At 66.9% G+C, this 23,252-nt stretch carries 21 protein-coding genes and 1 pseudogene; 10 read left to right on the forward strand and 12 right to left on the reverse strand.

Annotated elements, in window-relative coordinates; genetic code table 11:
• The first annotated feature begins 45 nt into the window (after positions 1-45).
• Positions 46-582, forward strand: a complete 537-nt coding sequence (locus VPH47_RS09475) for a carboxymuconolactone decarboxylase family protein (protein ID WP_368850614.1) — start codon at positions 46-48, stop codon at positions 580-582.
• 71 nt (positions 583-653) lie between these two features.
• Here VPH47_RS09475 and fdhD read toward each other — a convergent pair whose 3' ends face one another.
• Positions 654-1,493, reverse strand: a complete 840-nt coding sequence (fdhD, locus tag VPH47_RS09480; protein WP_368850615.1) for a formate dehydrogenase accessory sulfurtransferase FdhD — start codon at positions 1,491-1,493, stop codon at positions 654-656.
• A 242-nt stretch (positions 1,494-1,735) separates the two neighbouring features.
• On the opposite strand from fdhD, the gene VPH47_RS09485 reads away from it, so the two are divergent.
• From VPH47_RS09485 to VPH47_RS09495, 3 genes are all read left to right on the forward strand, one after another.
• Positions 1,736-4,021 carry an FdhF/YdeP family oxidoreductase gene (locus VPH47_RS09485; RefSeq protein ID WP_368850616.1) on the forward strand — a complete coding sequence of 762 codons (2,286 nt, stop codon included), beginning with the start codon at positions 1,736-1,738 and terminating at the stop codon, positions 4,019-4,021.
• 25 nt (positions 4,022-4,046) lie between these two features.
• The gene (locus VPH47_RS09490; protein ID WP_368851577.1) at positions 4,047-4,382 is read left to right on the forward strand and encodes a hypothetical protein; all 336 of its coding nucleotides are present in this window, start codon (positions 4,047-4,049) and stop codon (positions 4,380-4,382) included.
• Positions 4,383-4,498: 116 nt separating this feature from the next.
• Complete coding sequence (locus tag VPH47_RS09495) at positions 4,499-5,038, forward strand: DUF411 domain-containing protein (RefSeq protein WP_106468162.1); 540 nt, start codon at positions 4,499-4,501, stop codon at positions 5,036-5,038.
• Positions 5,039-5,149: 111 nt separating this feature from the next.
• Here VPH47_RS09495 and blaL1 read toward each other — a convergent pair whose 3' ends face one another.
• Positions 5,150-6,022: a L1 family subclass B3 metallo-beta-lactamase gene (blaL1, locus tag VPH47_RS09500; protein ID WP_368850617.1), complete on the reverse strand. Its 873-nt coding sequence runs from the start codon at positions 6,020-6,022 to the stop codon at positions 5,150-5,152.
• 277 nt (positions 6,023-6,299) lie between these two features.
• Here blaL1 and VPH47_RS09505 point away from each other — a divergent pair, with 277 nt between their 5' ends.
• Positions 6,300-7,964 (forward strand): amidohydrolase, encoded by a 1,665-nt coding sequence (locus VPH47_RS09505; protein ID WP_368850618.1) that lies wholly within the window; start codon positions 6,300-6,302, stop codon positions 7,962-7,964.
• A gap of 54 nt (positions 7,965-8,018) precedes the next feature.
• Here the strand turns inward: VPH47_RS09505 and VPH47_RS09510 are convergent, their stop codons facing one another.
• From VPH47_RS09510 to VPH47_RS09520, 3 genes are all read right to left on the reverse strand, one after another.
• Entirely contained in the window at positions 8,019-10,436 is a 2,418-nt protein-coding gene (locus VPH47_RS09510; RefSeq protein WP_368850619.1) for a TonB-dependent receptor, read from the reverse strand.
• Between the two features lie 70 nt (positions 10,437-10,506).
• On the reverse strand, positions 10,507-11,358 hold the full coding sequence (locus tag VPH47_RS09515) for a FecR family protein (protein WP_368850620.1): 852 nt from the start codon (positions 11,356-11,358) through the stop codon (positions 10,507-10,509).
• Complete coding sequence (locus VPH47_RS09520; protein ID WP_368850621.1) at positions 11,355-11,879, reverse strand: RNA polymerase sigma factor; 525 nt, start codon at positions 11,877-11,879, stop codon at positions 11,355-11,357. Before VPH47_RS09520 ends, VPH47_RS09515 begins: the two co-directional genes overlap by 4 nt.
• 203 nt (positions 11,880-12,082) lie before the next feature.
• Here VPH47_RS09520 and VPH47_RS09525 point away from each other — a divergent pair, with 203 nt between their 5' ends.
• The 4 genes from VPH47_RS09525 to VPH47_RS09540 all read left to right on the forward strand — a co-directional run bounded on the left by VPH47_RS09525 (position 12,083) and on the right by VPH47_RS09540 (position 14,478).
• On the forward strand, positions 12,083-12,349 hold the full coding sequence (locus tag VPH47_RS09525) for a hypothetical protein (protein WP_368850622.1): 267 nt from the start codon (positions 12,083-12,085) through the stop codon (positions 12,347-12,349).
• Between the two features lie 9 nt (positions 12,350-12,358).
• Complete coding sequence (locus VPH47_RS09530) at positions 12,359-13,531, forward strand: low temperature requirement protein A (protein WP_368850623.1); 1,173 nt, start codon at positions 12,359-12,361, stop codon at positions 13,529-13,531.
• Positions 13,532-13,618: 87 nt separating this feature from the next.
• Complete coding sequence (locus VPH47_RS09535; protein ID WP_049427888.1) at positions 13,619-14,053, forward strand: EamA family transporter; 435 nt, start codon at positions 13,619-13,621, stop codon at positions 14,051-14,053.
• Positions 14,054-14,085: 32 nt separating this feature from the next.
• A complete protein-coding gene (locus VPH47_RS09540; RefSeq protein WP_368850624.1) occupies positions 14,086-14,478 on the forward strand; it encodes a DUF3224 domain-containing protein in 393 nt (130 codons plus the stop codon).
• Positions 14,479-14,496: 18 nt separating this feature from the next.
• Here the strand turns inward: VPH47_RS09540 and VPH47_RS09545 are convergent, their stop codons facing one another.
• The 7 genes from VPH47_RS09545 to pip all read right to left on the reverse strand — a co-directional run bounded on the left by VPH47_RS09545 (position 14,497) and on the right by pip (position 22,389).
• A complete protein-coding gene (locus VPH47_RS09545; RefSeq protein WP_153855439.1) occupies positions 14,497-15,138 on the reverse strand; it encodes a response regulator transcription factor in 642 nt (213 codons plus the stop codon).
• Positions 15,131-16,186: an ATP-binding protein gene (locus VPH47_RS09550; RefSeq protein ID WP_350259261.1), complete on the reverse strand. Its 1,056-nt coding sequence runs from the start codon at positions 16,184-16,186 to the stop codon at positions 15,131-15,133. Before VPH47_RS09550 ends, VPH47_RS09545 begins: the two co-directional genes overlap by 8 nt.
• 487 nt (positions 16,187-16,673) lie before the next feature.
• Positions 16,674-17,411, reverse strand: a complete 738-nt coding sequence (locus VPH47_RS09555) for an MgtC/SapB family protein (protein ID WP_014037331.1) — start codon at positions 17,409-17,411, stop codon at positions 16,674-16,676.
• 31 nt (positions 17,412-17,442) lie between these two features.
• On the reverse strand, positions 17,443-20,202 hold the full coding sequence (gene mgtA / locus VPH47_RS09560; RefSeq protein WP_368850625.1) for a magnesium-translocating P-type ATPase: 2,760 nt from the start codon (positions 20,200-20,202) through the stop codon (positions 17,443-17,445).
• Between the two features lie 63 nt (positions 20,203-20,265).
• Positions 20,266-20,565 (reverse strand): hypothetical protein, encoded by a 300-nt coding sequence (locus VPH47_RS09565; RefSeq protein ID WP_088026117.1) that lies wholly within the window; start codon positions 20,563-20,565, stop codon positions 20,266-20,268.
• Between the two features lie 292 nt (positions 20,566-20,857).
• On the reverse strand, positions 20,858-21,157 hold the full coding sequence (locus VPH47_RS09570) for a hypothetical protein (RefSeq protein WP_153855436.1): 300 nt from the start codon (positions 21,155-21,157) through the stop codon (positions 20,858-20,860).
• Between the two features lie 284 nt (positions 21,158-21,441).
• Entirely contained in the window at positions 21,442-22,389 is a 948-nt protein-coding gene (pip, locus tag VPH47_RS09575; RefSeq protein ID WP_368850626.1) for a prolyl aminopeptidase, read from the reverse strand.
• Between the two features lie 114 nt (positions 22,390-22,503).
• On the opposite strand from pip, the pseudogene VPH47_RS09580 reads away from it, so the two are divergent.
• Positions 22,504-23,169 (forward strand): annotated as a pseudogene (locus VPH47_RS09580) (TraX family protein).
• Positions 23,170-23,252 lie beyond the last annotated feature (83 nt).

Consider the following 23,252-nt stretch of genomic DNA (forward strand, 5'->3'; position numbering starts at 1 on the left):
TGAGCGGGTCGTCCAATCCCGGGCGCTTTCCCAAGGAGATCCACCATGTCCCGTGTCCCCCTGATCGATGCCGCCAACACCACCGCCGACCGCCAGGCCCTGCTGGGCCAGGTCCACGCCGCGTTCGGCGCCACCCCGGCCATGTTCCGCGCCGTGGCCAATTCGCCGGCCGCCCTGCAGAGCATGTGGGGTTCGTTCGGCGTACTGGGCGGCGGTCGCCTGTCGCCGCTGCTGGGCGAGCAGATCGCCGTGGCCATCGCCAACCGCAATGCCTGTGAGTACTGCCTCGCCGCGCACACGGCATTGGGCCGCAAGGCCGGCGCCAGCAGCGAGCAGATGGCCGCCGCGCAGATCGGCCAGTCCAGCGATCCGGCCACTTCGGCGGCGCTCGACTTCGCGCTGAAGGTGGTCGAGCAACGTGCGCAGATCACCGACGGCGACGTGCAGGCGCTGCGCGCGGCTGGCTTCGATGACGAGCAGATCGTCGAGATCCTCGCCCATGTGGCACTCAACCTGTTCACCAACTACGTCAACGTCGCGTTCGACGTGCCGGTGGACTTCCCGAAGGTGGCGCTGCGCTGAGATGCGGTTCGGCCCGGGTGGCAGTGGGCCGCCCGGGCCGGTCGAAATGGAGCAGACGGGGGGGGGCGGTTCTACCTGTCGTCCGCCTGCAGCCGTTCGGGATGGGTATACACATTGAACCCGCTCTCCCGCGCGAACCCGACCAGGCACAGGCCGGCGCTGCGGGCCAGGTCGATCGCCAGCGCGGTCGGTGCCGACACCGCTGCCAGCACGCTGGCACCAGCGCGCACCGCCTTGCTGACCATTTCGTAGCTGGCGCGGCTGGAAATCACCAGCAACCCACCGTCGATGGCGTGCTCGTTGTGATGCAGGGCGCCGATCAGTTTGTCCAGCGCGTTGTGGCGGCCCACGTCCTCGCGCACCCAGCCGATGCGCCCACTGGCATCGGCCCAGGCGGCGGCGTGGGTGGAGCCGCTTACCGCATTCATCGGTTGATGTTGTGCCAGCGTGGCCAGTGCCCGCTGCAATGCGGCATGCGGATAGGTGCGGCGCTCGCGGATCTGCGGCAGCGGCCGCAGCACATCCTCCAGCTGGCGCGTGCCGCACAGGCCACAGCCACCGCGACCGGGCAGCAGGCGGCCATTGGCCGGATCCAGATCGGCACCGGGGGCATCCTCGGTCACGGTCATCTGCAGCTCGATGCCCTCCAGCTGCGGACGCACCTCGATCAACAGCAGTTGCGAGGGCGAAGTGATCAGCCCCTCGCTGAGCGAGAAACCCAGCGCGAAGTCTTCCAGATCGCAGGGGGTGGCCATCATCACCGCGAAGGCGGCGCCGTTGTAGCGCAGTGCAACCGGTACTTCCTCGGCCACCACGTCGACCTGCTGCTGGTGCCCCTCGCTGCGCCAGCGCTGCAACGGGCGTTGCGCCGTGCCGGCAGGCGGGGTGTGCGGCGGGGTCGAGTCAGGCATGCAGCGCGTCCGGGCAAGGGAAATACGCAGGTGGTGAACCACCCACGGCTTCGAGAATAGCGCAGTGGCCGGGCGCTGACGCGGGTGTAACCGTTGTCATGACACGCTGTGCTGAAATCAGCGCCAGCCTCTGGCGCAGGGCCGTGCGCCGTGCTTGACTGTGGGGCTTGCCGGGCTGCCGAAAGGGCTGCTGGCCCGCAGTAAACGTGTGTTGTTGTGTTCCTCCCGCCAGGTTCCCGAACATGTCCGAGCAGAAGCCGCCGCGCTACAAGCCCTACAACCAGCCGGCCGGTGGCTGGGGTGCCGCCGGCGCTACCGCCAAGGTGCTGCTGCAGCAGAGCGTGATCGGCAAGGGGTCGAAGGCGCTGCTGGCGATGAACCAGCCTGGTGGCTTCAAGTGCCCCAGCTGTGCGTTCCCCGATGCCGACGAACGCAAGAAACTGGAATTCTGCGAGAACGGTGCCAAGGCGTTGGCCTGGGAAGCCACCCAGTTCCGTGCTGGCCGCGAGCTGTTCGCCCAGCACACGGTCACCGAGCTGATGGCGCAGACCGACTACTGGCTGGAAATGCAGGGCCGGCTGACCGAGCCGATGCGCTACGACGCGGCGACCGACCATTACGTGCCGTGCAGCTGGGACGACGCCTTCGCGCTGATCGGCCGCCACCTGCAGGCGCTGGACAGCCCGCACCAGGCCGAGTTCTACACCTCCGGCCGCACGCCCAACGAAGCTGCATTCCTGTATTCGATCTTCGTGCGCGAGTTCGGCACCAACAATTTCCCGGACTGCTCGAACATGTGCCACGAGCCGACCAGCCGCGGCCTGCCGCCGGCCATCGGGGTGGGCAAGGGCACCATCGTGCTGCAGGATTTCGAGCACGCCGAGGCGATCTTCGTGATCGGCCAGAACACCGGCACCAATTCGCCGCGGATGATGAGCAACCTGGTCGAGGCGCGCAAACGCGGCATCCCGATCGTGGCGGTCAACCCGATGCCCGAGCGCGCGCTGATCCGTTTCGCCGAGCCGCAGGATGTGGTGCAGATGGCCACGTTCGGTTCGACCGAGATCACCAGCGAGTTCGTGCACATCCGCATCGGCGGCGACCTGGCCCTGATCAAGGGCATGATGAAGGTGATGTTCGAACGCGAGGCGCAGGGCGAGCGTGTGCTCGACCATGAGTTCCTGGCCGAACACACCGTAGGCCTGGAGGCATTGCGCGAGGATGTGCTGGCGCAGCACTGGGAGGAGATCGTGCAGGTCTCCGGCATCTCCCAGGCGCAGATCCGCCGCTGCGCCGAGATCTACATCCGCTCCAAGGCCACCGTGATCTGCTACGGCATGGGCCTGACCCAGCATCAGTATGGATCGACCCTGCTGCAGCAGGTGGCCAATCTGCTGATGCTGCGTGGCAACTTCGGCAAGCCCGGTGCCGGCATCGGGCCGATCCGTGGCCACTCCAACGTGCAGGGCGACCGCACCGTCGGCATTGACGAGAAACCCAAGCCGGCCTATCTGGACCGCGTGCAGCAGGTGTTCGGCTTCGAGCCGCCGCGTGAGCATGGTCACCACGTGGTCGAGTCGATCGAGGCAATGCTGGATGGCAGCGCCAAGGTGTTCATCGGCCTGGGCGGCAATTTCATCCATGCGGTGCCCGACACGCCGCGTGCGTACGAGGCGATGCGCGGCCTGGAGCTGACGGTCGGCATCGCCACCAAGCTCAACCGCGGCCATCTGGTACATGGCCGCGATGCGCTGATCCTGCCGGTGGTGGCGCGCTCGGAGCGCATCGTCACGCCGGCCGGCGAGCAGTTCGTCACCATCGAAGACGCGATGTCGAACGTTACGGCCTCGCGCGGTGTGCTGGAACCGGTCAGTGCAGAGGTATTGCCCGAGGTCGAAATCGTCTGCCGCATGGCGATGGCCACGCTGCCGCACAGCAGGGTCGACTGGGCTGGCTGCATGCATGACTACACCCCCATCCGCGAGCTGATCGCGGCGGTGTACCCGGAGATCTACACCGGCTTCAACGAGCGCATCCAGCAGCCGCACGGCTTCCATCTGGACATTCCACCGCGCCGCCGCGTGTGGCCCACGCCGAATGGCAAGGCCAACATCCTGGTGATGCCGGGCCTGGACGTGGACGCGCCGGTGGACGACCCCGAGATGCTGCGGTTGGCCACGGTGCGCTCGCACGACCAGTACAACACCACCATCTACAGCTACAACGACCGCTATCGCGGCGTGTACAACGATCGCATGGTGCTGTTCATGAACATCGAGGATCGGCTGGCGCGCGGGCTGGAGAAGGAGGCGCTGGTCTACCTGGAGACCATCTGCGGTGATGGCGTGCAGCGGCGCATCGAGGGCCTGACCGTACTGGACTACCCGATGCCGCGCGGCGCCCTGGCCGGGTACTACCCGGAACTGAACCCGCTGCTGCCGCTGGACTATTACGATCGGGTCAGCGGTACCCCAGCGGCCAAGTCGATCCCGGTGCGGATGAGCGCAATGGTGGCGGTGATTGCGTGACGCGCGCATCGGCTATCATCAACGGGTGAACCTGCCTGGCCTGCTGCTGCGATGGATGTTGCTTGTTGCCCTGGTGCTGAATGCACCGGCGCTGGCACTTGCCTCATCGTCGAACGCCATGGCGGCCGATGCGGATCACTGCGCCGCGCCGCACTCCGCTGCCATGGCCGGGTGCTGTGACGAGGCAGCATCTACGGTCTGCCAGGGCAATGAGTGCGAATGCCCGCCGGCCAGCGTCGGCATGCTGGCCACCCTGAGCGGAACGCCGGCGTCACCCTGGCGTGAGGCACCTTTACCAGCCAGCGCCCAGCAACGCGCACCGCCGCCGTTGCCGGATCCGTTGCGGCCGCCCATCGGTTGATTCCCTGCAGGCCTCAAGCGCCTGCCGTAGTTGCTCGTCCTACTTACGACCCTGCCTGTGCCTTCGATGCGTGGGCGGCGGGCCACATTGCCCGCATCTGCAAAGGAATCAACACCATGAACCGTTCTCTCTCCCTCGGCCTGCTGCTGGGCACCGTACTGGCCACGACCGCCTGCGCGCGCGCTGCCGAAGAATCGCCTGCCGCGCCGGTTGCCAGCGAAGCCCCTGCCGCACCGATCAAGTCCAGCCCGTCGCAGGTGGACCCGGCACTGCCCATTGCCATCGTGCACAAGACCGCCAGCTGTGGCTGCTGCGGCATCTGGGTCGACCACCTGAAGGCCGAAGGCTTCCAGGTGGATGTGCGCGATACCGATGACATGAACCCGATCAAGGTCCGGCTGGGTGTGCCGGTTGGCAAGGCTTCCTGCCACACCGCCGAGATCGGTGGTTACGTGGTTGAAGGCCATATCCCGGCCGAAGACATCAAGCGACTGCTGGCCGAACGTCCGGCGGCGCGTGGGCTGGTGCTGCCCGGCATGCCGGCCGGTTCGCCGGGCATGGAAATGCCGGACGGCTACGTGCAGCCGTATACCGTCGAGCTGGTACGCACCGATGGCACCACCGAGCCGTTCGCGCAGCACGGCCAGGGCGGCTGATGGTCGCGGGTGCCGGTCGTCCTGACCGGCACCCTGCGCCGCGTCCCGTGTAGAGCCGAGCCCACGCTCGGCTTGCTCTTGGTAGAGTCGAGCAAGCTCGACTCTACAGAATCAGCGGGCCCCGGCTGCTTCCTTGGCCAGCTGTGCGTCGAACTTCTGTTCGGCCGCATCCGCGTAGGCCTTGCAGGTCAGTGCCTTGGCGCTGGCCTTGCTGCCGGCGGCGTAGTCCCAGTTGCTGGCACCCGGATGCGGTGTCAGCAACACATCGCAAGGCAGCGCCCGCACCGTCGCGAAGCTGCGCCTGTAATCCTCGATCAGGTGCGGATAACGGGGGTTGCCCTGCAGTTGGTAGCCCGGCGCACTCAGGCTGTCGGCGTAGGCGATGCGCACCGGCTTGCCCTCGCGGGTATCGGTCCAGGTCCACGCGGTGCTGCCCGGGGTGTGCCCCGGCATGAAGTGCGCAGTGAACGCGATGCCGCCCACCGTGATCACTTCGCCATCCATGACGATGCGGTCTGCACTGGCAGGCGGGTAGGTGATGCCATCGCCGAAGTGCAGATCGTCGCTGCCACCGCGCGCCAGCAGCACCGCCGATTCGGCGTTGGCCGCTACTTTGGCACCGGTACGGCGCTTCAGCTCCGCCACCGGCCCGGCATGGTCGGCATGCGCGTGGCTGAGCAGGATCAGCCGCAGGTCCTGCGGCGCCACGCCGCGCACCTTCATGTTGCTGATGAGGTGGCCGGCCATCTGTGGCATGCCGCCGTCGAGCAGTACCGCGCCGTCAGCGGTCTGCACCAGCAGGGCGGTCAGGTCCTGCGTGCCGATCTGCCAGGTGTGGTCGGCAATCTGCAGCGGTGCCATCGGCTGCAGCCACGAGGCGTCCACGGTGTAGGCCCGCAGCTGCGGCAGTGGCGCTTCGGCAGCCGTTGCGTAGGCGATCGGGAGGACTGCGGAAAGCGTGAGGGCGAGCATGTGCTGGCGCATGTGAAAGGCATATCGGGAAGGTGGATCGAGGCTAGCACGGTGCTTTCCGATGCCGTTTCGATCATTCCTCATGCCTGCCATGAGCCGGGGTTGCGGGTGCCGGAATATTGGCGCAAAGACTGCCGTGAAAGGGCGATGCAGTTCGCAACGTGTTCGCATCGCACGGGGTAGCCTGCAGCGACCACAAGGAAGGAGCAGGCGCATGTGCATTGTGTGCAATCCAGGGGCCGCAGCATTCCTGCAGGCACGTCGCGAGTTTCTCGGCGGGATGGTCGGGTTGGGGGCGGCGGTGCTGGCCGGGGCGGCCGTACCGCTGGCGGCGTTCTCCGCTACGCCTGCGCCGAACCTGGCAGGGCCGGCGGATCGGATTTTCCATGGCGGTCCGATCCATACGCTCGGGCCCAAGGGCAAGGTGCAGGCTGTCGCGGTTCGCCAGGGGCGGATCCTGGCCACCGGCAGCCACGAGGAGGTCATGCTGCATCGGGGGCGCCAGACCGAGGTGATCGACCTGCGCGGCAGGGCGCTGCTGCCAGGCTTCATTGATCCGCATATGCACTCGGCGATGGCGATGCTGTCCGACTGGGTGGACGTGACGCCGTTCAGTACCGGCACGCTGGCCGAGGCGCTGTCGAAGATCGGTGCCGCCGCGAGTGCGAGCAAGCCCGGCGAATGGGTGGTTGCGCAGGGCATCGACCCCTCGCTGATGCCCGGCAAGGCCATCACGATGCAGGCGCTGGACGATGTGGCGGCCCATAATCCGGTATTCGTGCTGGAGTCCAATGGGCATATCGCCTACAGCAACACGAAAGGATTCGCTGCAGCCGGTGTCACCGATGCAACGCCCGATCCCGACCAGGGGCGCTACGATCGAGCGCACGGGAAGCTCACGGGGCGCATGCAGGAATCTCCTGCGATGAAACCGTTCATGGCGGTAATGCCGATGCCCAGCCCGGAACGCTATACCGAGCTGATCCAGCAGTTGTTCGCGGACGCGACCAAGGCCGGCTGCACCAGCCTGCATGACGCAGGCATTGGCACCGGCGGCACGACGGACCTGGACGTGCTCAACGGAGTGATGGCGAAGAATCCACCCATCCGCTACTCGGGATTCCTCACCTCCGATCTGATGGACGATTGGATCAAGCGCGGCCTCAGGCCGGGCGATGGCAATGATCGGTTCCGCCTGACCGGTATCAAATTCTGGTCCGATGGCTCCAACCAGGCGCAGACAGGCTATCAGCGCGAGAACTATCTGGGTTCGGACAAGCGAGGGGCATTGAACTACACCGAAGCCGAGTTGATAGCCGGGGTGCAGCGCGCCCACGACCTCGGTTGGCAGGTGGGAATCCATGCGAATGGTGATGCGGCCATCGATACCACGCTGAACGTCTATCAGGCGGTGCTGGCAAAGACCCCGCGCGCCGATCATCGCCATCGCATCGAGCACTGCAGCGTGCTGCATCCTGAGCAGATCGTGCGCCTGGGCGATCTCCAGGTTTCGCCTTCGTTCCTGATCGGACACGTGTACTACTGGGGGAAAGCCTTCCGCGACAACATCCTCGGCCCGCAGCGCGCCGATCTCTACGATCCCTGCCGGTCGGCGCTGGCGGGCGGGCTGCGCATTTCGCTGCACTCCGATTTCAACGTCACTACCATCGAACCGCTGCGCTACATCGACAACGCGGTGAACCGCCGCATGCGTGATGGCGGCGAAGTGTTGAACCCGGAAGAGTGCATCAGTGTCGAACAGGCGCTGCGCGCGGTGACCATCGATGCGGCATGGCAATGCCGGGTGGACGACATCGTCGGCAGCCTGGAGCATGGCAAGTATGCGGACATGGTCATCCTCGACCGCGATCCGCTCATGATCGATCCGGCAAGGGTCATCGACCTGAAGGTGATGGAGACCTGGCTGCAGGGGGAGCGCCGCTATGCCGCGTGACCCGAGGCGTGCGGCTTGGGCCCGGGGCGACACCGCCCCGGGCCCCGTGCAGGTTCAGTACCGGTACTGCCACCCCAGCGTCAGCACCCGGCCGCGCCCGGAGAAGTAGCTCGGGTTCGACGGCGTGGTCTGCGAGTAGTAGCTGATGTACTGCCTGTTGGCCAGGTTCTGCACGCCCAGCGTGAAGGCGTGCTTGTCCAGCGTATAGCGGGCCACCAGGTCCACGGTGGTGTAGCCCTTGAACTCGGCCACGCGTGCCCCCTGCAGGTCGAAGTCGCGGTCGAAGGCATGGCTGGCCTGCAGGCGGGTGCTCAGCTGCGGCGTCCAGTTCTGTTCCCAGAATGCCGTCAGCCGGTTTGGCGCGATGTTGACGCCAGCCAGATCGCTGTCGAGACGCCCATCGACGTTGGCGTCGTAGCGGCCGTTGGCGCGCGCGTAGCCCAGGCCCAGCCGGCTGTCGCCCAGGCGCAGGCGCAGGTTGGTTTCGAAGCCTTCCACCCGGGTGGCCTGGCGCTGCACCGCATAGGCGTCGATGCCCGGATCGTAGATCAGCACCGAGCCGAGCTTGGATTCGGACGTGTAGTAGGCGATGTCGCCGCTGAAGCGGCCATCGTCGTACTCCAGGCCGATCTCGCGGTTGTCCGACACCACCGGTGACAGGTCGATGAGATTGTCGACGCGCTGGCCGTCGCGGTTGATCGCGCGCAGCACGCGGCCGACGTCGGCCACGGTGTAGCCTTCGGAGTAGGAAGCGTAGGCATTGAGGCGATCGTTGATGTACCAGACCGCGCCGAAGTTGGGCAGGGTCTCGCTCATGGTCGGCTTGCCGCCGGCCACCTTGCGCGCGCCATAGCGCGGCAGGGTGGTGTAGTCGCCCACGTCCAGCTCGCCCTTTTCGTAGCGCAGGCCGCCGGACAGCATCAGATGGTCGGTTGGCCACCAGTGCAACTGCAGCAGTGGCGACAGGCTCTGGTAGGTGGTCTGCGGCACCCAGTTCATGCCACTGGCCAGCAGCACCTGGTGGGTGCGGTCACGCAGGCCGTCCAGGCCCAGGGTCACATCCAGCGTGGTATCGGCAATGCGGGTCCAGCTCTGGGTCAGCTTGAAGCCGCGCTTGTCCGATTCGTTCTGGGTCTGGTCCCAGGCGGCATTGGCGCCGGTATTGCCCCACGGGTCCCACTGGCTGGCACCATAGCGACCTTCGAAGTCGACCGCGAACGCTTGTGCCTGGAAACGGCCGCCCAGCAGTTCAGCGGCGCTGTAGTCCACGGTCAGCGAACGCGAGCGGTTCATCGGCGGATCCAATGGAGTGTCGCCGGGCACCGAAAGGGTCGGGCGGCCGGTGCGGTAATCACCGTTCACCGCCAGGTAGTTGTCCAGCCCGCGCAGCTCGTAGCGGTTGGCCATCAACTGCAGGCGGTGGCCCTCGGCAATGTTCCAGCCCAGCTTGGCGAACACGTTCGACGAGGTTGAATCCATCAGTTCGCCCTGCGCGTTGGTGCCGATCGAACGGCCCTCGCCGTCATGGAACAGCCCCTGCTTCTCGTAGGCGAGGCCGGCAACCAGGTCGAACTGCTCGCCGCGCATGCCGACCAGTGCCGAACCACGCTGGCCATTGTCATCGCTGCGGCGGGGCAGGGCAGAGCTGTAGCTGACGTTGGTGTCGAGCAGGAACGCGCCCGGCTCGCTGGGCGCGCTGCGGGTGATGATGTTGACGATGCCACCGGTACCGCCGATGCCCTGCAGCGCATTGGCACCATGAATGACCTCGATGCGTTCGATCATCGCCGGATCGATGGTGTGGGAATCACGTGAGCCATCGCGCAGCGGTGTCGACTGTGGCACGCCGTCGACCATGTACAGGATGCCGCGGCCACGCATGGTTTCGCCGTAGTTGGACATCTTTTCGCGCGCCGGTGCGAATGCCGGAATCTGCGACGACAGCACACGCGAGACATCCGAACCCAGTGCCAGCTGCTGGGCAATGTCTTCGCGGGTCAGCACGGTGATGGTGTTCGGCATGGCGGTCTCGCCCTGTGGCATGCGCGCGGTCGAGGCCGATACCGTGACGCGGGCCAGCGAGGTTGGCGCGGTCGAGGCGGTGGTCCGCGCCGGGGTGCTGGCTTTCATTGGCGCAGCGGTGGCGCTCACCACGAACACGCCTGGCGAGCGCTCCTGCAGCGTCAGACCGTGCCCGGCCAGCAGGCGCTGCAGCGCGTCGCGCGGGGTGTAGCGGCCATCCAGTGCCGGGGCCGTGCGGCCGCTCACGCTGTCGGCCGCGAACAACAGCTGGATGCCAGTATGACGGGCCAGTGTGTTGAGCGAGGCCTGCAGCGAACCCGCTGGCAGATGCAGCTCCACGGGCGCGGACGCGGTGGTCTGCGCGGCAGCGGGCAGTGCGGCGCAGAGGCAGGCGGCGAGCAGGGTGGGGGTCAGCCGGCGCAGGGCGGCGGGCAGAACGGGGCGGGTCATGCGGGGTCCTTCGGAGGGGTTCAAGCACCTGCCGGATGGGACGGCGCGCAACCCACCCTGGTGATGCCGATCAATCGCGTCGGCGCAGATGCAGGCTGCCATCGCCTGCCGTATGCACCTGTACCGGCAGGATGTCCGGCAACAACGCCACGGCGGTCTCGGCGCGGTCGGCATCGAAGACACCCGAGACTTTCAGCGGGCCCAGCGTCGGGTCGTCCAGCACGATCGGACGGTCGTGGTAGCGCTGCAGGATCCGCAGCACCTCGGCCAGCGGCAGGTGATCGAACTGCAGCCGGCCATGGGTCCAGTCGGCCTGGTCCGGGTCGATCGCTTCCGGTGGAGAGATCGACCCGGGCTGGGCCAGCAGGCGCTGCCCGGGTGCCAGGCGCTGCTCGCTGGTGCCGCCCTCAACGCGCACGCCCACGTCGCCGCGCCAGAGCGTCACTTCGCTCAGCTCGCCCTGGCGATCCACGTCGAACACCGTGCCGTAGTTGCGTACATGCACCGGCCCGGCGTCCACCTCGAAGCGTCGCCACCCCGAGTGCTGCACCTCGAATCGTGCGCGCCCCTGCATCAGCACCACCTGCCGCGAACGCAGATGACGACGCACCTGCAGGTGGGTGCCGGCGTCGAGCAGCAGGTGGCTGCCGTCGGCCAGATCCAGTTCGCGACGTTCACCCACGGCGGTGCGATGGTCCTGCACCTGCCAGGCTGGGTCGATCAGCAGCAGGACGGTGACCACCAGTCCAAGTGCGGGCAGCACAACCCTGGCCGTGCGGCCGCCGCGACGACGCTGGAGCACCTGCGGGTCCGGCAACGGAAAGCGCTCCTTCAGGGCGTCGCGATGCTGGTCGAGCACCTCGTCGGTGGACGGAGCCTGCGACGGCTGCGGTCGCGCGGGGGGCTCGGGTGCGCGGCTCATGAGCGTGCGGCCTGCTGGTGGCAGTCGGCCATGGCCAGGCGCAGGTGGCGTTCTACCGCCTTCAGGCCGATGCCCATTCGCTGCGCGACCTCCGCCTGGGGCAGTTCATGGATCTTGTGCAGGATGAAGACCTGCTGGCGCCGGCATGGCATCCGCGCAATGGTGACGCTCAGGCGCTCCAGCGCCTGCTGGCCATGGGCCTGCTGCTCGGGCCCCGGGCAGGGGCAGGCCCCTTCGGGCAGCTCGGCGCGTGGTTCCACCCAATGCCGGCGCAGATCCTCGGCGCGGCAGCGATCAACCGCAGCGTCGTGGGCGATCCGGCGCAGCAGTGCGATCGGCTGCCGTGCGTCGGGCACGGCCGGGCGCTCCAGCAGGCGCACACAGACATCGTGCACCACCTCGCGGGCCAGTCCGGGCGAACGGAAACGACGGCGCAGGTAGTCCACCAGTTCCTCGTAGTGGCGCACCAGCGAAGACACCAGTGGCAGCACAGGCGGATGGGATGAGGGCAGCTGGGACATCCGGACGGGCAGCAAGGGCGAAGGGCGGGCGCGGGGAGGCATCCCTGCGCGATGACGCAATACTAATGGGAACCGTTCGCGTTTGCCATGTATGGCGGATCCTGCCGATTGTTCGCGGCGGCTGGAAGGTGAAGCCACGATCATCGGCTGGAGCGCAGAATCGGCCCGGGCTAGCCTGCCTGCAGGCTCAAGGAGATCGATACATGCATGTGCTTCTGGTGATCACCGCGGGCATCCTGCTGCTGGGGGTGTTCCTGCTGTTCGGCCATCTCTGGAGCGTGGGCAGCTCGCAGCTGCCCACCGCGCTGGTCGCATTCATCGCCACCTGGCTGCTGGTGGCCGTGGCCAACATGTGGGTAGGCGTCAGCAAGGCCGGCTATGCGGTACGCGAGGAGCTGCCGATCCTGCTGCTGGTGTTCGCGGTGCCGGCATTGCTGGCCGGTGTCCTGTACTGGCGCCTGGCGCGCTGAAGGAGTGCCATGAGTCCCCGACTGCGCCTGCCCGCGCTGCGCCACCGCGATGGCCATCATGCCCGAGTGACCTACGAAGAGCTGTTCTTCGACCTGGTCTACGTGTTTGCCGTTACCCAGCTCAGCCACCACCTGCTGCACCACCTGGATCTGGCCGGCGTGCTGCAGACGCTGGTGCTGTGGTTCGCGGTCTGGCTCGGCTGGCAATACGCCTGCTGGGTCAGCAACTGGTTTGATCCACAGGCGCCACGCATCCGTGGCCTGTTGTTCGCCACCATGCTGCTGGCGCTGTTGATGTCCTCATCCATCCCCGAGGCGTTCGCCGATCGTGCGTGGATGTTCGCCGGTGCCTACGTCACGATGCAGGTCGGGCGAACGGCCTTCGTGCTGCTCGAGGTTGGCCGCAATCATCCGTTGGCGCCGAACTTCCGCCGCATGCTGGCCTGGGTGAGCGTTTCGGCCTGCTTCTGGCTGGCGGGCGCTGCGGCCGAAGGTCCTCTGCGGCTGGCGTTGTGGGCGATGGCGGTGGCCTGCGAGTACATTTCGCCGATGTTCGGCTTTGCATTCCCGGGCATGGGGCGTTCGCACACCCGGGACTGGACCATCGAGGGTGGCCACCTGGCCGAACGCTGCCAGCTGTTCGTCATCGTCGCACTGGGCGAGACCCTGCTGGCCACCGGCGGCGTACTCAGTGAGGTCGAGCACTGGAGCGGGGAGGTGGTATCGGCGGTGCTGGCCACGTTCGCCGGCACCATCGCCATGTGGTGGCTGTACTTCGGCATCTCCAGCCACGATGCCACCGAGGCCATCAGCCACGCCGAAGATCCCGGTCGGATGGGCGCCAACTTCCACTACGTGCATGCACTGCTGATCGCCGGCATCATCGCCACGGCCGTCGGCAACGATCTGGTCATGGATCATCCCGGCGCGGCGGTCACCCCGGTGTACGCCACCGTGCTGGTGGCGGGCCCGTTGATCTACCTGCTGGGGAGCGCCCTGTACAAGCGGGTGGTGTATGGGCGTGCGCCCTGGTCGCATCTGTTCGGTGCCGTGGCGCTGGTGGTGCTGGGCGTGCTGTTGCCGCAGACCCATCTGCTGGCCGCCGGTTGGCTGACCAGTGCGGTGCTGCTGGCGGTGGGGCTGATGGATACGCGCTTGAAGCAGCGCCTGCAGCGCGCCTGATCCGCACGGCGGCCGGTACTGCTTGCGCAGGCGGGCAATGGGAGTAGCGTGGGCAGTGGGTGCTCTGGGAACCGGGAGTGGCGCAGCATGCAGAACGTTCCGCAGTGGCTGGTCTGGGCCGGCCTGTCAGCCTGTTTCGCCGCGCTCACGGCGCTGTTCGCCAAGGTGGGCGTCAAGGGCGTCGACTCGGACCTGGCCATGGCCATCCGCACCCTGGTGGTGGCGGCGGTGATCCTGCCGCTGGTGGTGGTCACTGGCAAGTGGTCCAATCCGTTGCTGCTGCCCGGGCGCACCCAGCTGTTCCTGGTGCTCTCGGCACTGGCCACCGGTGCGTCGTGGCTGTTCTACTTCCGCGCGCTGCAGAGTGGCGAGCTGGCCAAGGTGGCGGTGGTCGACAAATTCAGCGTGGTGCTGGTGATCGTGCTCGCCTATCTGTTGCTGGGCGAACGTCCGACCCTGCGGGAATGGAGCGGCATCGGCCTGGTGGTGGCCGGGGTGATCGTACTGGCGACGAAGAAGTAGCAGCATTCCATCCAACAACGGGGGAGCGCAGGATGCAGGGCGAGGCACGCGGCACCTTTGACGTAACGCTGCTGCCGATCGGTGGCAAGGACAGTCCGATCGGGGTGATGTCCATCGACAAGACATTCCATGGTGACCTGCAGGGCAGCAGCGTCGGCCAGATGCTGGCGTTCCGCACGCCGGTGCAGGGTTCGGCGGGCTACGTGGCGATGGAACGGGTGAGGGCCACGCTGGCCGGGCGCGAGGGTGCATTCACCCTGCAGCACAACGGCGTGATGACCCGCGGTGTTCCGGAGCTGAGCGTGATCGTGGTGCCCGATTCCGGCAGCGAAGGGCTGCTCGGCCTGACCGGCACGCTGGAGATCACCATCAGCGACGGTCGCCACGACTACCGGCTGCAGTACACGCTGCCTGACCCGGAGTAGGACTGGCCGGCGTTGCAATCAGCTGTTGCCGGCCTGCAAGCGGTCATACATCCGCACCAGGTCGACCAGGGTACGCGCGCCCATTTTGCGCATCACCTGTGCGCGGCGCACCTTCACGGTGATCTCGCTGACCCCGAGGTCTCCGGCGATCTGCTTGTTGAGGCGGCCGCGCACCACGCCATCGACCACCTCGCGCTCGCCGGCGTTGAGCGTGTTCCAGCGCTGCTGCAGGGCATCGAGTGCCTCGCCGTCGCGACGGCGCTGGCGGTCGATCTCGATGCCCTTGTGGATCGCATCCAGCAGTTCCTGGTCACGGAACGGCTTGGTCAGGAATTCGATGGCACCGTCCTTGATCGCGTTGACGCCCATCGCGATGTCACCGTGGCCGGTGATGAACACCACCGGCAGCTGCAGGCCGTGGCTGCCCATCGTGCGATGGAACTCCAGCCCGCTCTGGCCGGGCATGCGTACGTCCAGCACCAGGCAGGCCGGTGCATCTTCCAGCTCGTGTTCGAGGAACGCCTGGGTGGAGGCGAAGGCCCGCACCTGCAGGCCCATCGAGGCCAGCAGGTCTTCCAGCGCGGCGCGCACCGACGGATCGTCGTCGATCACGTAGACGATGGGTGCCGGGTCGGTGATGGGTGCAGCGGGCTTACGCATGGGGAGCATCCGTGGCGATGGGCAGGTCGAACACGAAGCAGGCACCGCCGCCTGCCGGTCGTTCGGCGCGGATCTGGCCGTCGTTGGCCTCGATCATCGAACGGCTCAGGCTCAGACCGAGGCCCAGTCCATGCGACTTGGTGGTCCAGAACGCATCGAACACACGCTCGGGGTGATCGGCGGGCAGGCCGACACCACGGTCGCGCACACTGAGGCTGACCCGCTGGCCGTCACGCCGGGTCAGCAGCGACAGGCGACGATCAGCAGCCGGCACCGCTTCCATCGCGTCCACCGCATTGAGGATCAGGTTGCCGATCACCTGCTGCACCTGCACGCGGTCGGCCTGCACCAGTGGCAGGTCGGCGTCCAGCAGCAGGGCCACGGCCACGCCGTGCTGGTCCAGTTCACTGCGCGACAGCGCCAGCATTTCCTCCACGGCCTGGTTCAGATCGAAGGCGCGCCGTTCCGGTGCGGCACCCTGGGTCAGGCCACGGATACGGGCGATCACGTCACCGGCGCGATGCGCATCGGCCAGGATGCGGGCCACGGTCTGCCGCGCCTTGTCCACGTTCGGTGGGTCCTGTGCCAGCCAGCGCTGGCAGGCCTCGGCGCTGCTGGCGATGGCCGCCAGCGGCTGGTTCACTTCATGGGCGATGGAGGTGGTCAGCTCGCCCACCGTGGACGCGCGCGCCACCCGCAGCAGGCGGCCCTGCGCTTCCTGCACGGCGGCCTTGGCCGCTTCCATGTTCAGGGCGAGGTAGGCGGTGATGCCGATCACCAGCATGCCGATCACCGAGTTGACCAGGCCGATGCGGTAGGTGCCGAAGCGGGTCAGGAAGAAACTCAGCCCGGTCAACGCGATGCAGGCGATGGCCAGGGTGATCAGCCCGCGCGCGCTCAGTACGCGCGATGCGGCGAGGATGACCGCTGCGTAGAAGCAGGCGGCGGCGACGGCGTAATCGGTGACGGTATCGATCAGGAAGATCGCCGCCATCACGACGATCAGGGCCAGCAGCACCAGCGGGCGACGGGGCGACAGCGATGGCATCGGAACGGCTCCCGGGCGTGGGGGGAAAGGATAGCAAAGCCGCCTCGGGTGGATGCCGACCGGTAGTGCCGGCCGCTGGCCGGCAGCTGCAGGATTGTGCCGACCAAGGTCGGCACCTACCAAGCGGTGCATGAGGGCTGTTGGTAGATGCCGACCTTGGTCGGCAGGCTTGGGCAGGAGCCATGGCATCTGATGGGTCTGTGCCGACCAAGGTCGGCACCTACCAGAGCGGTGCATGAGGGCTGTTGGTAGATGCCGACCTTGGTCGGCAGGCTCTGGCAGGAGCCATGGCATCTGATGGGTCTGTGCCGACCAAGGTCGGCACCTACCAAGCGGTGCAGGAGGGCTGTTGGTAGATGCCGACCTTGGTCGGCAGGCTCTGGCAGGAGTCTTGGCATCTGATAGATCTGTGCCGACCAAGGTCGGCACCTACCAAGCGGTGCACGATGTTGCCGGCGTCCATGAGGTTGCCGGCCAGCGGCCGGCACTACTCCTCCAGGCTGGCGTTCCAGAATCCCTGCAGCACGCCGGGGGTGGTCGCCAGCGTGGCCAGCACCGCATCCAGTTCACCGGCATCCACCGTGGTGGCATACAGCACCGCTTCGATCTCCACGTCGCGCTCGCCGAACGGGCGCTGGTCCACCGCGCGTACCGGGTAGTGCGCCTGTTCCAGCAGGAGCAACAGCTGGTCCAGCACCTCGGCCTGCTGCTCGCGCTGGCAGACCACGTTGATCGCATAGGTCGCCTCGCTGAATGCCTCCGGCAACGGCTGCCGCTGGATGCGGTTCACCACTGGGCGCAGCAGGGTGTTGGCGGCCAGCACGAACACCGCCGCCATCACCGCCTCCGGCAGCAGCTTGATACCCGCGCAGGCACCGACCGCCGCCGAGCCCCACAGGGTGGCGGCGGTGTTCAGGCCGGACACCTGCGCACCGTCCTTCATGATCGCACCGGCGCCGAGGAAGCCGACGCCGGAGATCACATAGGCCACCACATGCAGCGGTGAGGGCGGGCCGCCATACAGGTCATGGAAGCGCACGGCCAGGTCGACGAACACCGCCGCACCCACTGCCACCAGCGTATTGGTACGCAGGCCGGCGGTGCGTTGGCGCAGCTGCCGTTCCAGGCCGATGGCCGTGCCCAGCACGAACGCCACCGACAGGCTGATCAGCGAACTCAGGGTTGCGCCGGCGTTGAACGCCGGCAGGTTCGGATTGATGTCCATTGTGATTCTCCCTGGACAAGGCGGCGGGCGCTTACTGCCAGCCGTAGCGACGGATGTAGAACTTCTTCAGTGCGGTGGTCAGCACCGCATAGCCGAACAGGATCGCCACCAGGAACGGCCAGTAGCCGGTCGGCAGGGCCTGCAGCTTGAAGTAACCGGCCAGCGGGCTCATCGGCAGGGCCACGCCAATGGCCATGATCAGGCCGGTCATCACCAGCAGCGGCGGTGCGGCGATGCTCTGCAGGAACGGCACCTTCGGTGTACGGATCATGTGCACGATCAGTGTCTGGGTCAGCAGGCCCACCACGAACCAGCCGGACTGGAACAGGCCCTGGTCGGCCGGCGTGCGTGCATCGAACACGTACCACATCAAGGCGAAGCAGGTCAGGTCGAAGATCGAACTGATCGGCCCGAAGAACACCATGAAGCGGCCGATGTCCGCCGGGTTCCACTTCAGCGGCTTGCGCACCAGTTCTTCGTCCACGTTGTCGAACGGAATGGCGATCTGCGAGATGTCGTACAGCAGGTTCTGCACCAGCAGCTGCAGCGGCAGCATCGGCAGGAACGGCAGGAAGGCCGAGGCCACCAGCACCGAGAACACGTTGCCGAAGTTGGAGCTGGCGGTCATGCGGATGTACTTCAGCATGTTGTTGAACGTGCGCCGGCCCTGGATGACGCCTTCCTCCAGCACCATCAGGTTCTTTTCCAGCAGGATGATGTCGGCGGCCTCCTTGGCGATGTCCACCGCGCTATCCACGCTGATGCCGATGTCGGCCGCGCGCAGCGCCGGTGCATCGTTGATGCCGTCGCCGAGGAAACCGACCACCTTGCCCTGTGCGCGCAGCTCGCGTACCAGGCGCTCCTTGTGCAGCGGGGTCAGGCGGGCAAACACGCGGTGGTGGTGCAACGCCCGCGACAGCGCACCGTCATCCATGCGCTCGATCTGCGGGCCGGTCAGGATGGTGTCCGCGTCCAGCCCCACCTGTGCGCAGACGCGGGCGGTCACCAGTTCGTTGTCGCCGGTGAAGACCTTCACTTCCACGCCGTGCGCGGCCAGCGCCTGCAGCGCCTGCGCAGCCGATTCCTTCGGCGGGTCCAGAAAGGCCACGTAGCCGACCAGGGTCAACCCGCACTCGTCCGCCTGCGAGTAGGCGGTCTGGCTGGCCGCGGTCTCCTTCATGGCCACCGCCACCACGCGCAGGCCCTGTTCGTTGAGTTCCTCGGTGGTCTGCCGCACCCGCGCCAGGCGGCGCTCGTCCAACGGCATGTCCTGGCCGTTCTCACGCACGGTGCTGCACACCGCCAGCATCTCTTCCACGGCGCCCTTGCAGATCAGCTCATGGTGGTCCTCGCGCTCGGATACGACCACCGACATGCGGCGGCGCTCGAAGTCGAACGGAATCTCATCCACCTTGTGGTAGTCCTGCGACAGCCGCAACGAGCTCTGCAGCTCCACGTGCTCCAGCACCGCGCGGTCGAGCAGGTTGATCAGGCCGGTCTGGAAGTGGCTGTTGAGGTAGGCGAACTTCAGCACGTCCTCCGAATCGTGACCGAACACGTCGGTGTGCCGTTCCAGCGCGATCTTGTCCTGGGTGAGGGTGCCGGTCTTGTCGGTGCACAGCACTTCCATCGCGCCGAAGTTCTGGATCGCATCCAGGCGCTTGACGATCACCTTGCGCCGCGACAACAGCACCGCACCCTTGGCCAGGGTGGAGGTAACGATCATCGGCAGCATTTCCGGGGTCAGGCCCACCGCCACCGACAGTGCGAACAGGAACGCTTCGGTCCAGTCGCCCTTGGTCCAGCCGTTGATCAGCAGCACGAACGGCACCATCACCAGTGCGAAGCGGATCAGCAGCCAGCTGACACTGTTGACGCCGGCCTGGAATGCGGTGGGCGCACGGTCGGTAGCGGTGCTGCGCTGGGCCAGGGTGCCGAAGTAGGTGCGGTTGCCGGTGGCCAGCACCACGGCGGTGGCGGTGCCGGACACCACATTGGTGCCCATGAACAACAGGTTGTGCTGCTCCAGCAGGCCGGCCAGGCCATCGCCCGGGTGCGCGAACTTCTCCACCGGCAGCGACTCGCCGGTCATCGCCGCCTGTGCCACGAACAGATCCTTGGCGGTCAGCACGCGGCAGTCGGCCGGAATCATGTCGCCGGCCGACAGCACGATGTGATCACCGGGCACCAGTTCGCGGATCGGCAGGTCCAGCAATCGCGCCGGGCGACGGCTGTGCAGGTGCGCACCGAAGTACTGGTCGGCCACGTCTGCCGCCTCGGTGCCGGGATTGCGGCGCAGCACGCGTGCGGTATTGCCGACCAGTGCCTTCAGCCGCTCGGCGGCACGGTTGGAGCGGCCTTCCTGCACGAAGCGGATCAGCGTGGACAGCAGCACCATGGCACCGATCACGATCGTGGCCTTGATGTCCTCGGTCAGCCAGGATACCGCCGCCAGTACGGTCAGCAGCAGGTTGAACGGGTTGCGGTAGCACTGCCACAGGTGCCGCCACCACGGCAGCGGCTTTTCGTGATCCACCTCGTTGGGGCCGAGCGTGGCCAGCCGCTCCTCGGCCTCATGCGGGCTGAGGCCATCGGCATGCGATTCCAGCGTGGCCAACAGCTGGGTTTCATCCTGCTGGGCAAGGGTGACCAGGCCGGTGGTGAGCGCGAACGGCGCGGCCTCGGCGCTGCCCGGGCCGAAGCCGGCTTCGGGCATCGCGCGGCGGCGGAACAGATTGCCTGCGCGACGGCTGCGCAGGAAGGCGTTGAACCAGGCGTTGAGCAGGCTCATGGGACTCTCCTCGAATGTCAGAGCCGGCCGGGGCCGGAACACGAACGGAACGGATGGAACAGATCAGGCGTGGCGCATCGCCAGCACCGCCGGCGACCACGGCTGCATGTGCAGGCGCTGGCTGCCACCAATGCACAGCGGCTTCATCGCATCGCGCAGCGGGTAGGGCAGGTGGCGCAGCACGTTGATGCGCTCGCTGATCGGCAGCAGCGACAGCGCGTCGGCCACTACGCGGGGCGAGCCGAGCGACAGCGAACGGGCGAACATGACCGGGCCGTGCTGCAGCAGCTGGCTGCGCAGGGCAGAAACATCGCGCTCACCGATCAGGCGGCGCAGGGTGATGTAGAGGATCTTGTAGGACATGGGGGCGATCTCCAGGCAGGCGGCACCTGGCGATCCCCCGTCAATCAGGCAGGCAGGGACCGGCGGGCAGGCGCCAGGAACGGGCAACAGGCGGGCATACGGGGCGCGGTGCGCCCGGCAGGGTCGGGGTCCATCTGCGTCTCCATGAGGGGAGGGGCCGGCCAGGATTGCCCTGGCCAGTGGCGCTATTGTCCGCCCCTGAATGGGGCAGTCCTAGAGGCTCGTGGGTTAGCCCGGCTATACCTTGGTATAGCCGGGTACGCGTCGCGCCAATCGATGGCGCATTACGGAATCAATGCGCGGTGCTGGTCTGCTTGCACACGTCGTACTCGCCGCGGCTCAGTTTCTTGTCGCGATCGGTATCGCAGGCGTGCAGGCGCTCGGCCCAGTCGGGTGCCACGGCATCCACTTCAGCCAGGGTGACAATGCCGTCCTTGTCCTTGTCCAGCGACTCATAGGACGGAATCAGCTTCACTTCGGTCACGTCCTCGGCGGCAGTGGCCTTGCTGGCCTCCTGCGGTTTGGAGCAGGCCCCAAGCAGCAGGCCGGCGACAACGACGAAGGCAGCAGGAAGGTAGCGGAAACCGGTCATGGCGTGCTCCTGTAGAGGGTTGGGTTCGCCACCGTGGCGCCCATGGCCGGATCTTCTGCGCGGGACTGTAAGCGGGTTGCGAAGAATGGGGACGGTGGCCAGCTGCCGGTGGGCCGGCATTCACCACGTGGGGCGGTGCGGAGACGGCTGGGTAGAGTCGACTGTTAGTCGACTATCGCGCGCAGCGCGGGGGTTCCGGTCTCCTGCCGAAGACAGTCGACTGACAGTCGACTCTACCTGCGATCGCTGGGATGCCGGCCAGGGGCCGGCACTACCCCGTGCCTTCAGAATCGATCAGCAAACGCGTCCGTGGCGCGCACCAGCGCATCCACCGTCGCCGGTTCGTTCGCGCTATGCCCCGAGGTCACCATCTCCAGCCTGGCTTCCGGCCAGGCCTTGGCCAGGTCCCAGGCGCTGCGCGGCGGGCAGATGATGTCGTAGCGGCCCTGCACGATCACGCCGGGCAGGTGGCGGATGCGGTCGATGTCGCGCAGCAGCTGGTCGGGCTCCAGGAAGATGCCGTTGCGGAAGTAGTGCGCTTCGATGCGTGCCTTGGCCAGCGTGTCCAGCGGGTCGTCCGTAGAAACAGCATCCACGTCGTGCTGCAGGGTGGCGGCGTTGTCCTCCCAGCCCAGCCAGGCCTGCGCGGCGGCGATGCGGGTGGCCTCATCGGTGCTGTCCAGGCGCGCCCAGTAGGCCGCGATCATGTCGCCACGCTCGGCTTCCGGGATATAGGCCTCATAGCAGTCCCAGCGCTCCGGGAAGATCCAGCGCGCACCGCCGTTGGCTTCCGCAAACCAGCGGTTTTCCATCTCGCGGCCGAGGAATACGCCGCGCACGATCAGGCCGGTGGCGCGTTCGGGATGTGCCTGCGCATAGGCCAGCGACAGGGTTGAACCCCAGGAACCGCCATAGACCAGCCAGCGTTCGATGCCAAGGTGCTCGCGTACCTTCTCGATGTCGGCAACCAGGTGCTGTGTGGTGTTGTCGCGCAGCTCGCCGAACGGCGTGGAGCGGCCGCTGCCCCGCTGGTCGATCAAGACGATGCGGTAGCGCGCCGGGTCGAAAAAGCGCCGATGGGTGGGCGAGATACCGGCGCCCGGGCCGCCATGCAGGTACACCACCGGGATGCCCTCTGGCGTGCCGCACTCTTCGATGTGCAGGGTATGCAGATCGCTCACCGGCAGGGTGAACTCGCGGTAGGGTTCGACGGTGGGGTACAGGGTACGCATGGTGGGCGTCTCACAAGCGGGGGCGGACAGCATAGCGCCGCCGCCTGCCGCCTGCAGCGGCGGGCTCCTGCGCGGCGCTGGAAATGGGCTGGCCGATGCGCATAAGCTTCCGCGATGCAAGCGACCACGACCGGGACGTCCACCTTCAACCTCACCCTCGGCAGCGGCGCACGCGAGCTGCTGAAGTGGATCGCACTGCTGACCATGACCGGTGATCACGTGGCCAAGGTGGTCTTCGGTGGCTACGTGCCGGTGGTCAGCGAACTGGGGCGCATCGCGTTCCCGCTGTTTGCACTGGTAATGGCCTGCAACCTCGCCCAGCCGGGTGCAGACCTGAGCAAGTCGATCCGTCGCCTGGCCGTATGAGGCGTGGTCGCGCAACCGCTGCATGCACTTGCCTTCGGTCCCTGGTTGCCACTCAACATACTGCTTACTTTTGCCCTGGCTGCGGTGGCAGTGCATGCACTGGCCAGCAATCGCCCACTGCTGTTGCTGCTGGCCGCGGGCATGGCGCCGATGCTGGTGGACTACCAATGGGCGGGCGTCGGCTTCGTGCTGCTCGGATGGCTGGCGTTCCGCCATGGTGCGTGGTGGCTGCTGCTGATCGGGCTTGCTGCAGTGTGCTGGGCCAACCACAACGGCTGGGCGTTGCTGGCCGTTCCTGTGTTGCTGTTGGCGGCGCGGGTGCCGTGGCAACTGCCGCGCTGGCGCTGGGCGTTTTATGGATACTACGTGGGGCATCTGGCGGTACTGGCGTTGATTGCTCATCTGCTTGCGTAATGTCGGAACTGGCATGTGGCATGTCCCTGAATGCCGGATGCGGTCAAGGAATGCGCGATGCCGATGCGGGTGAAGCATGCCGT

Origin of the sequence: Stenotrophomonas sp. WED208 (assembly GCF_040984485.1) — a bacterium.
GTDB classification, from domain to species: Bacteria; Pseudomonadota; Gammaproteobacteria; order Xanthomonadales; family Xanthomonadaceae; genus Stenotrophomonas; species Stenotrophomonas riyadhensis.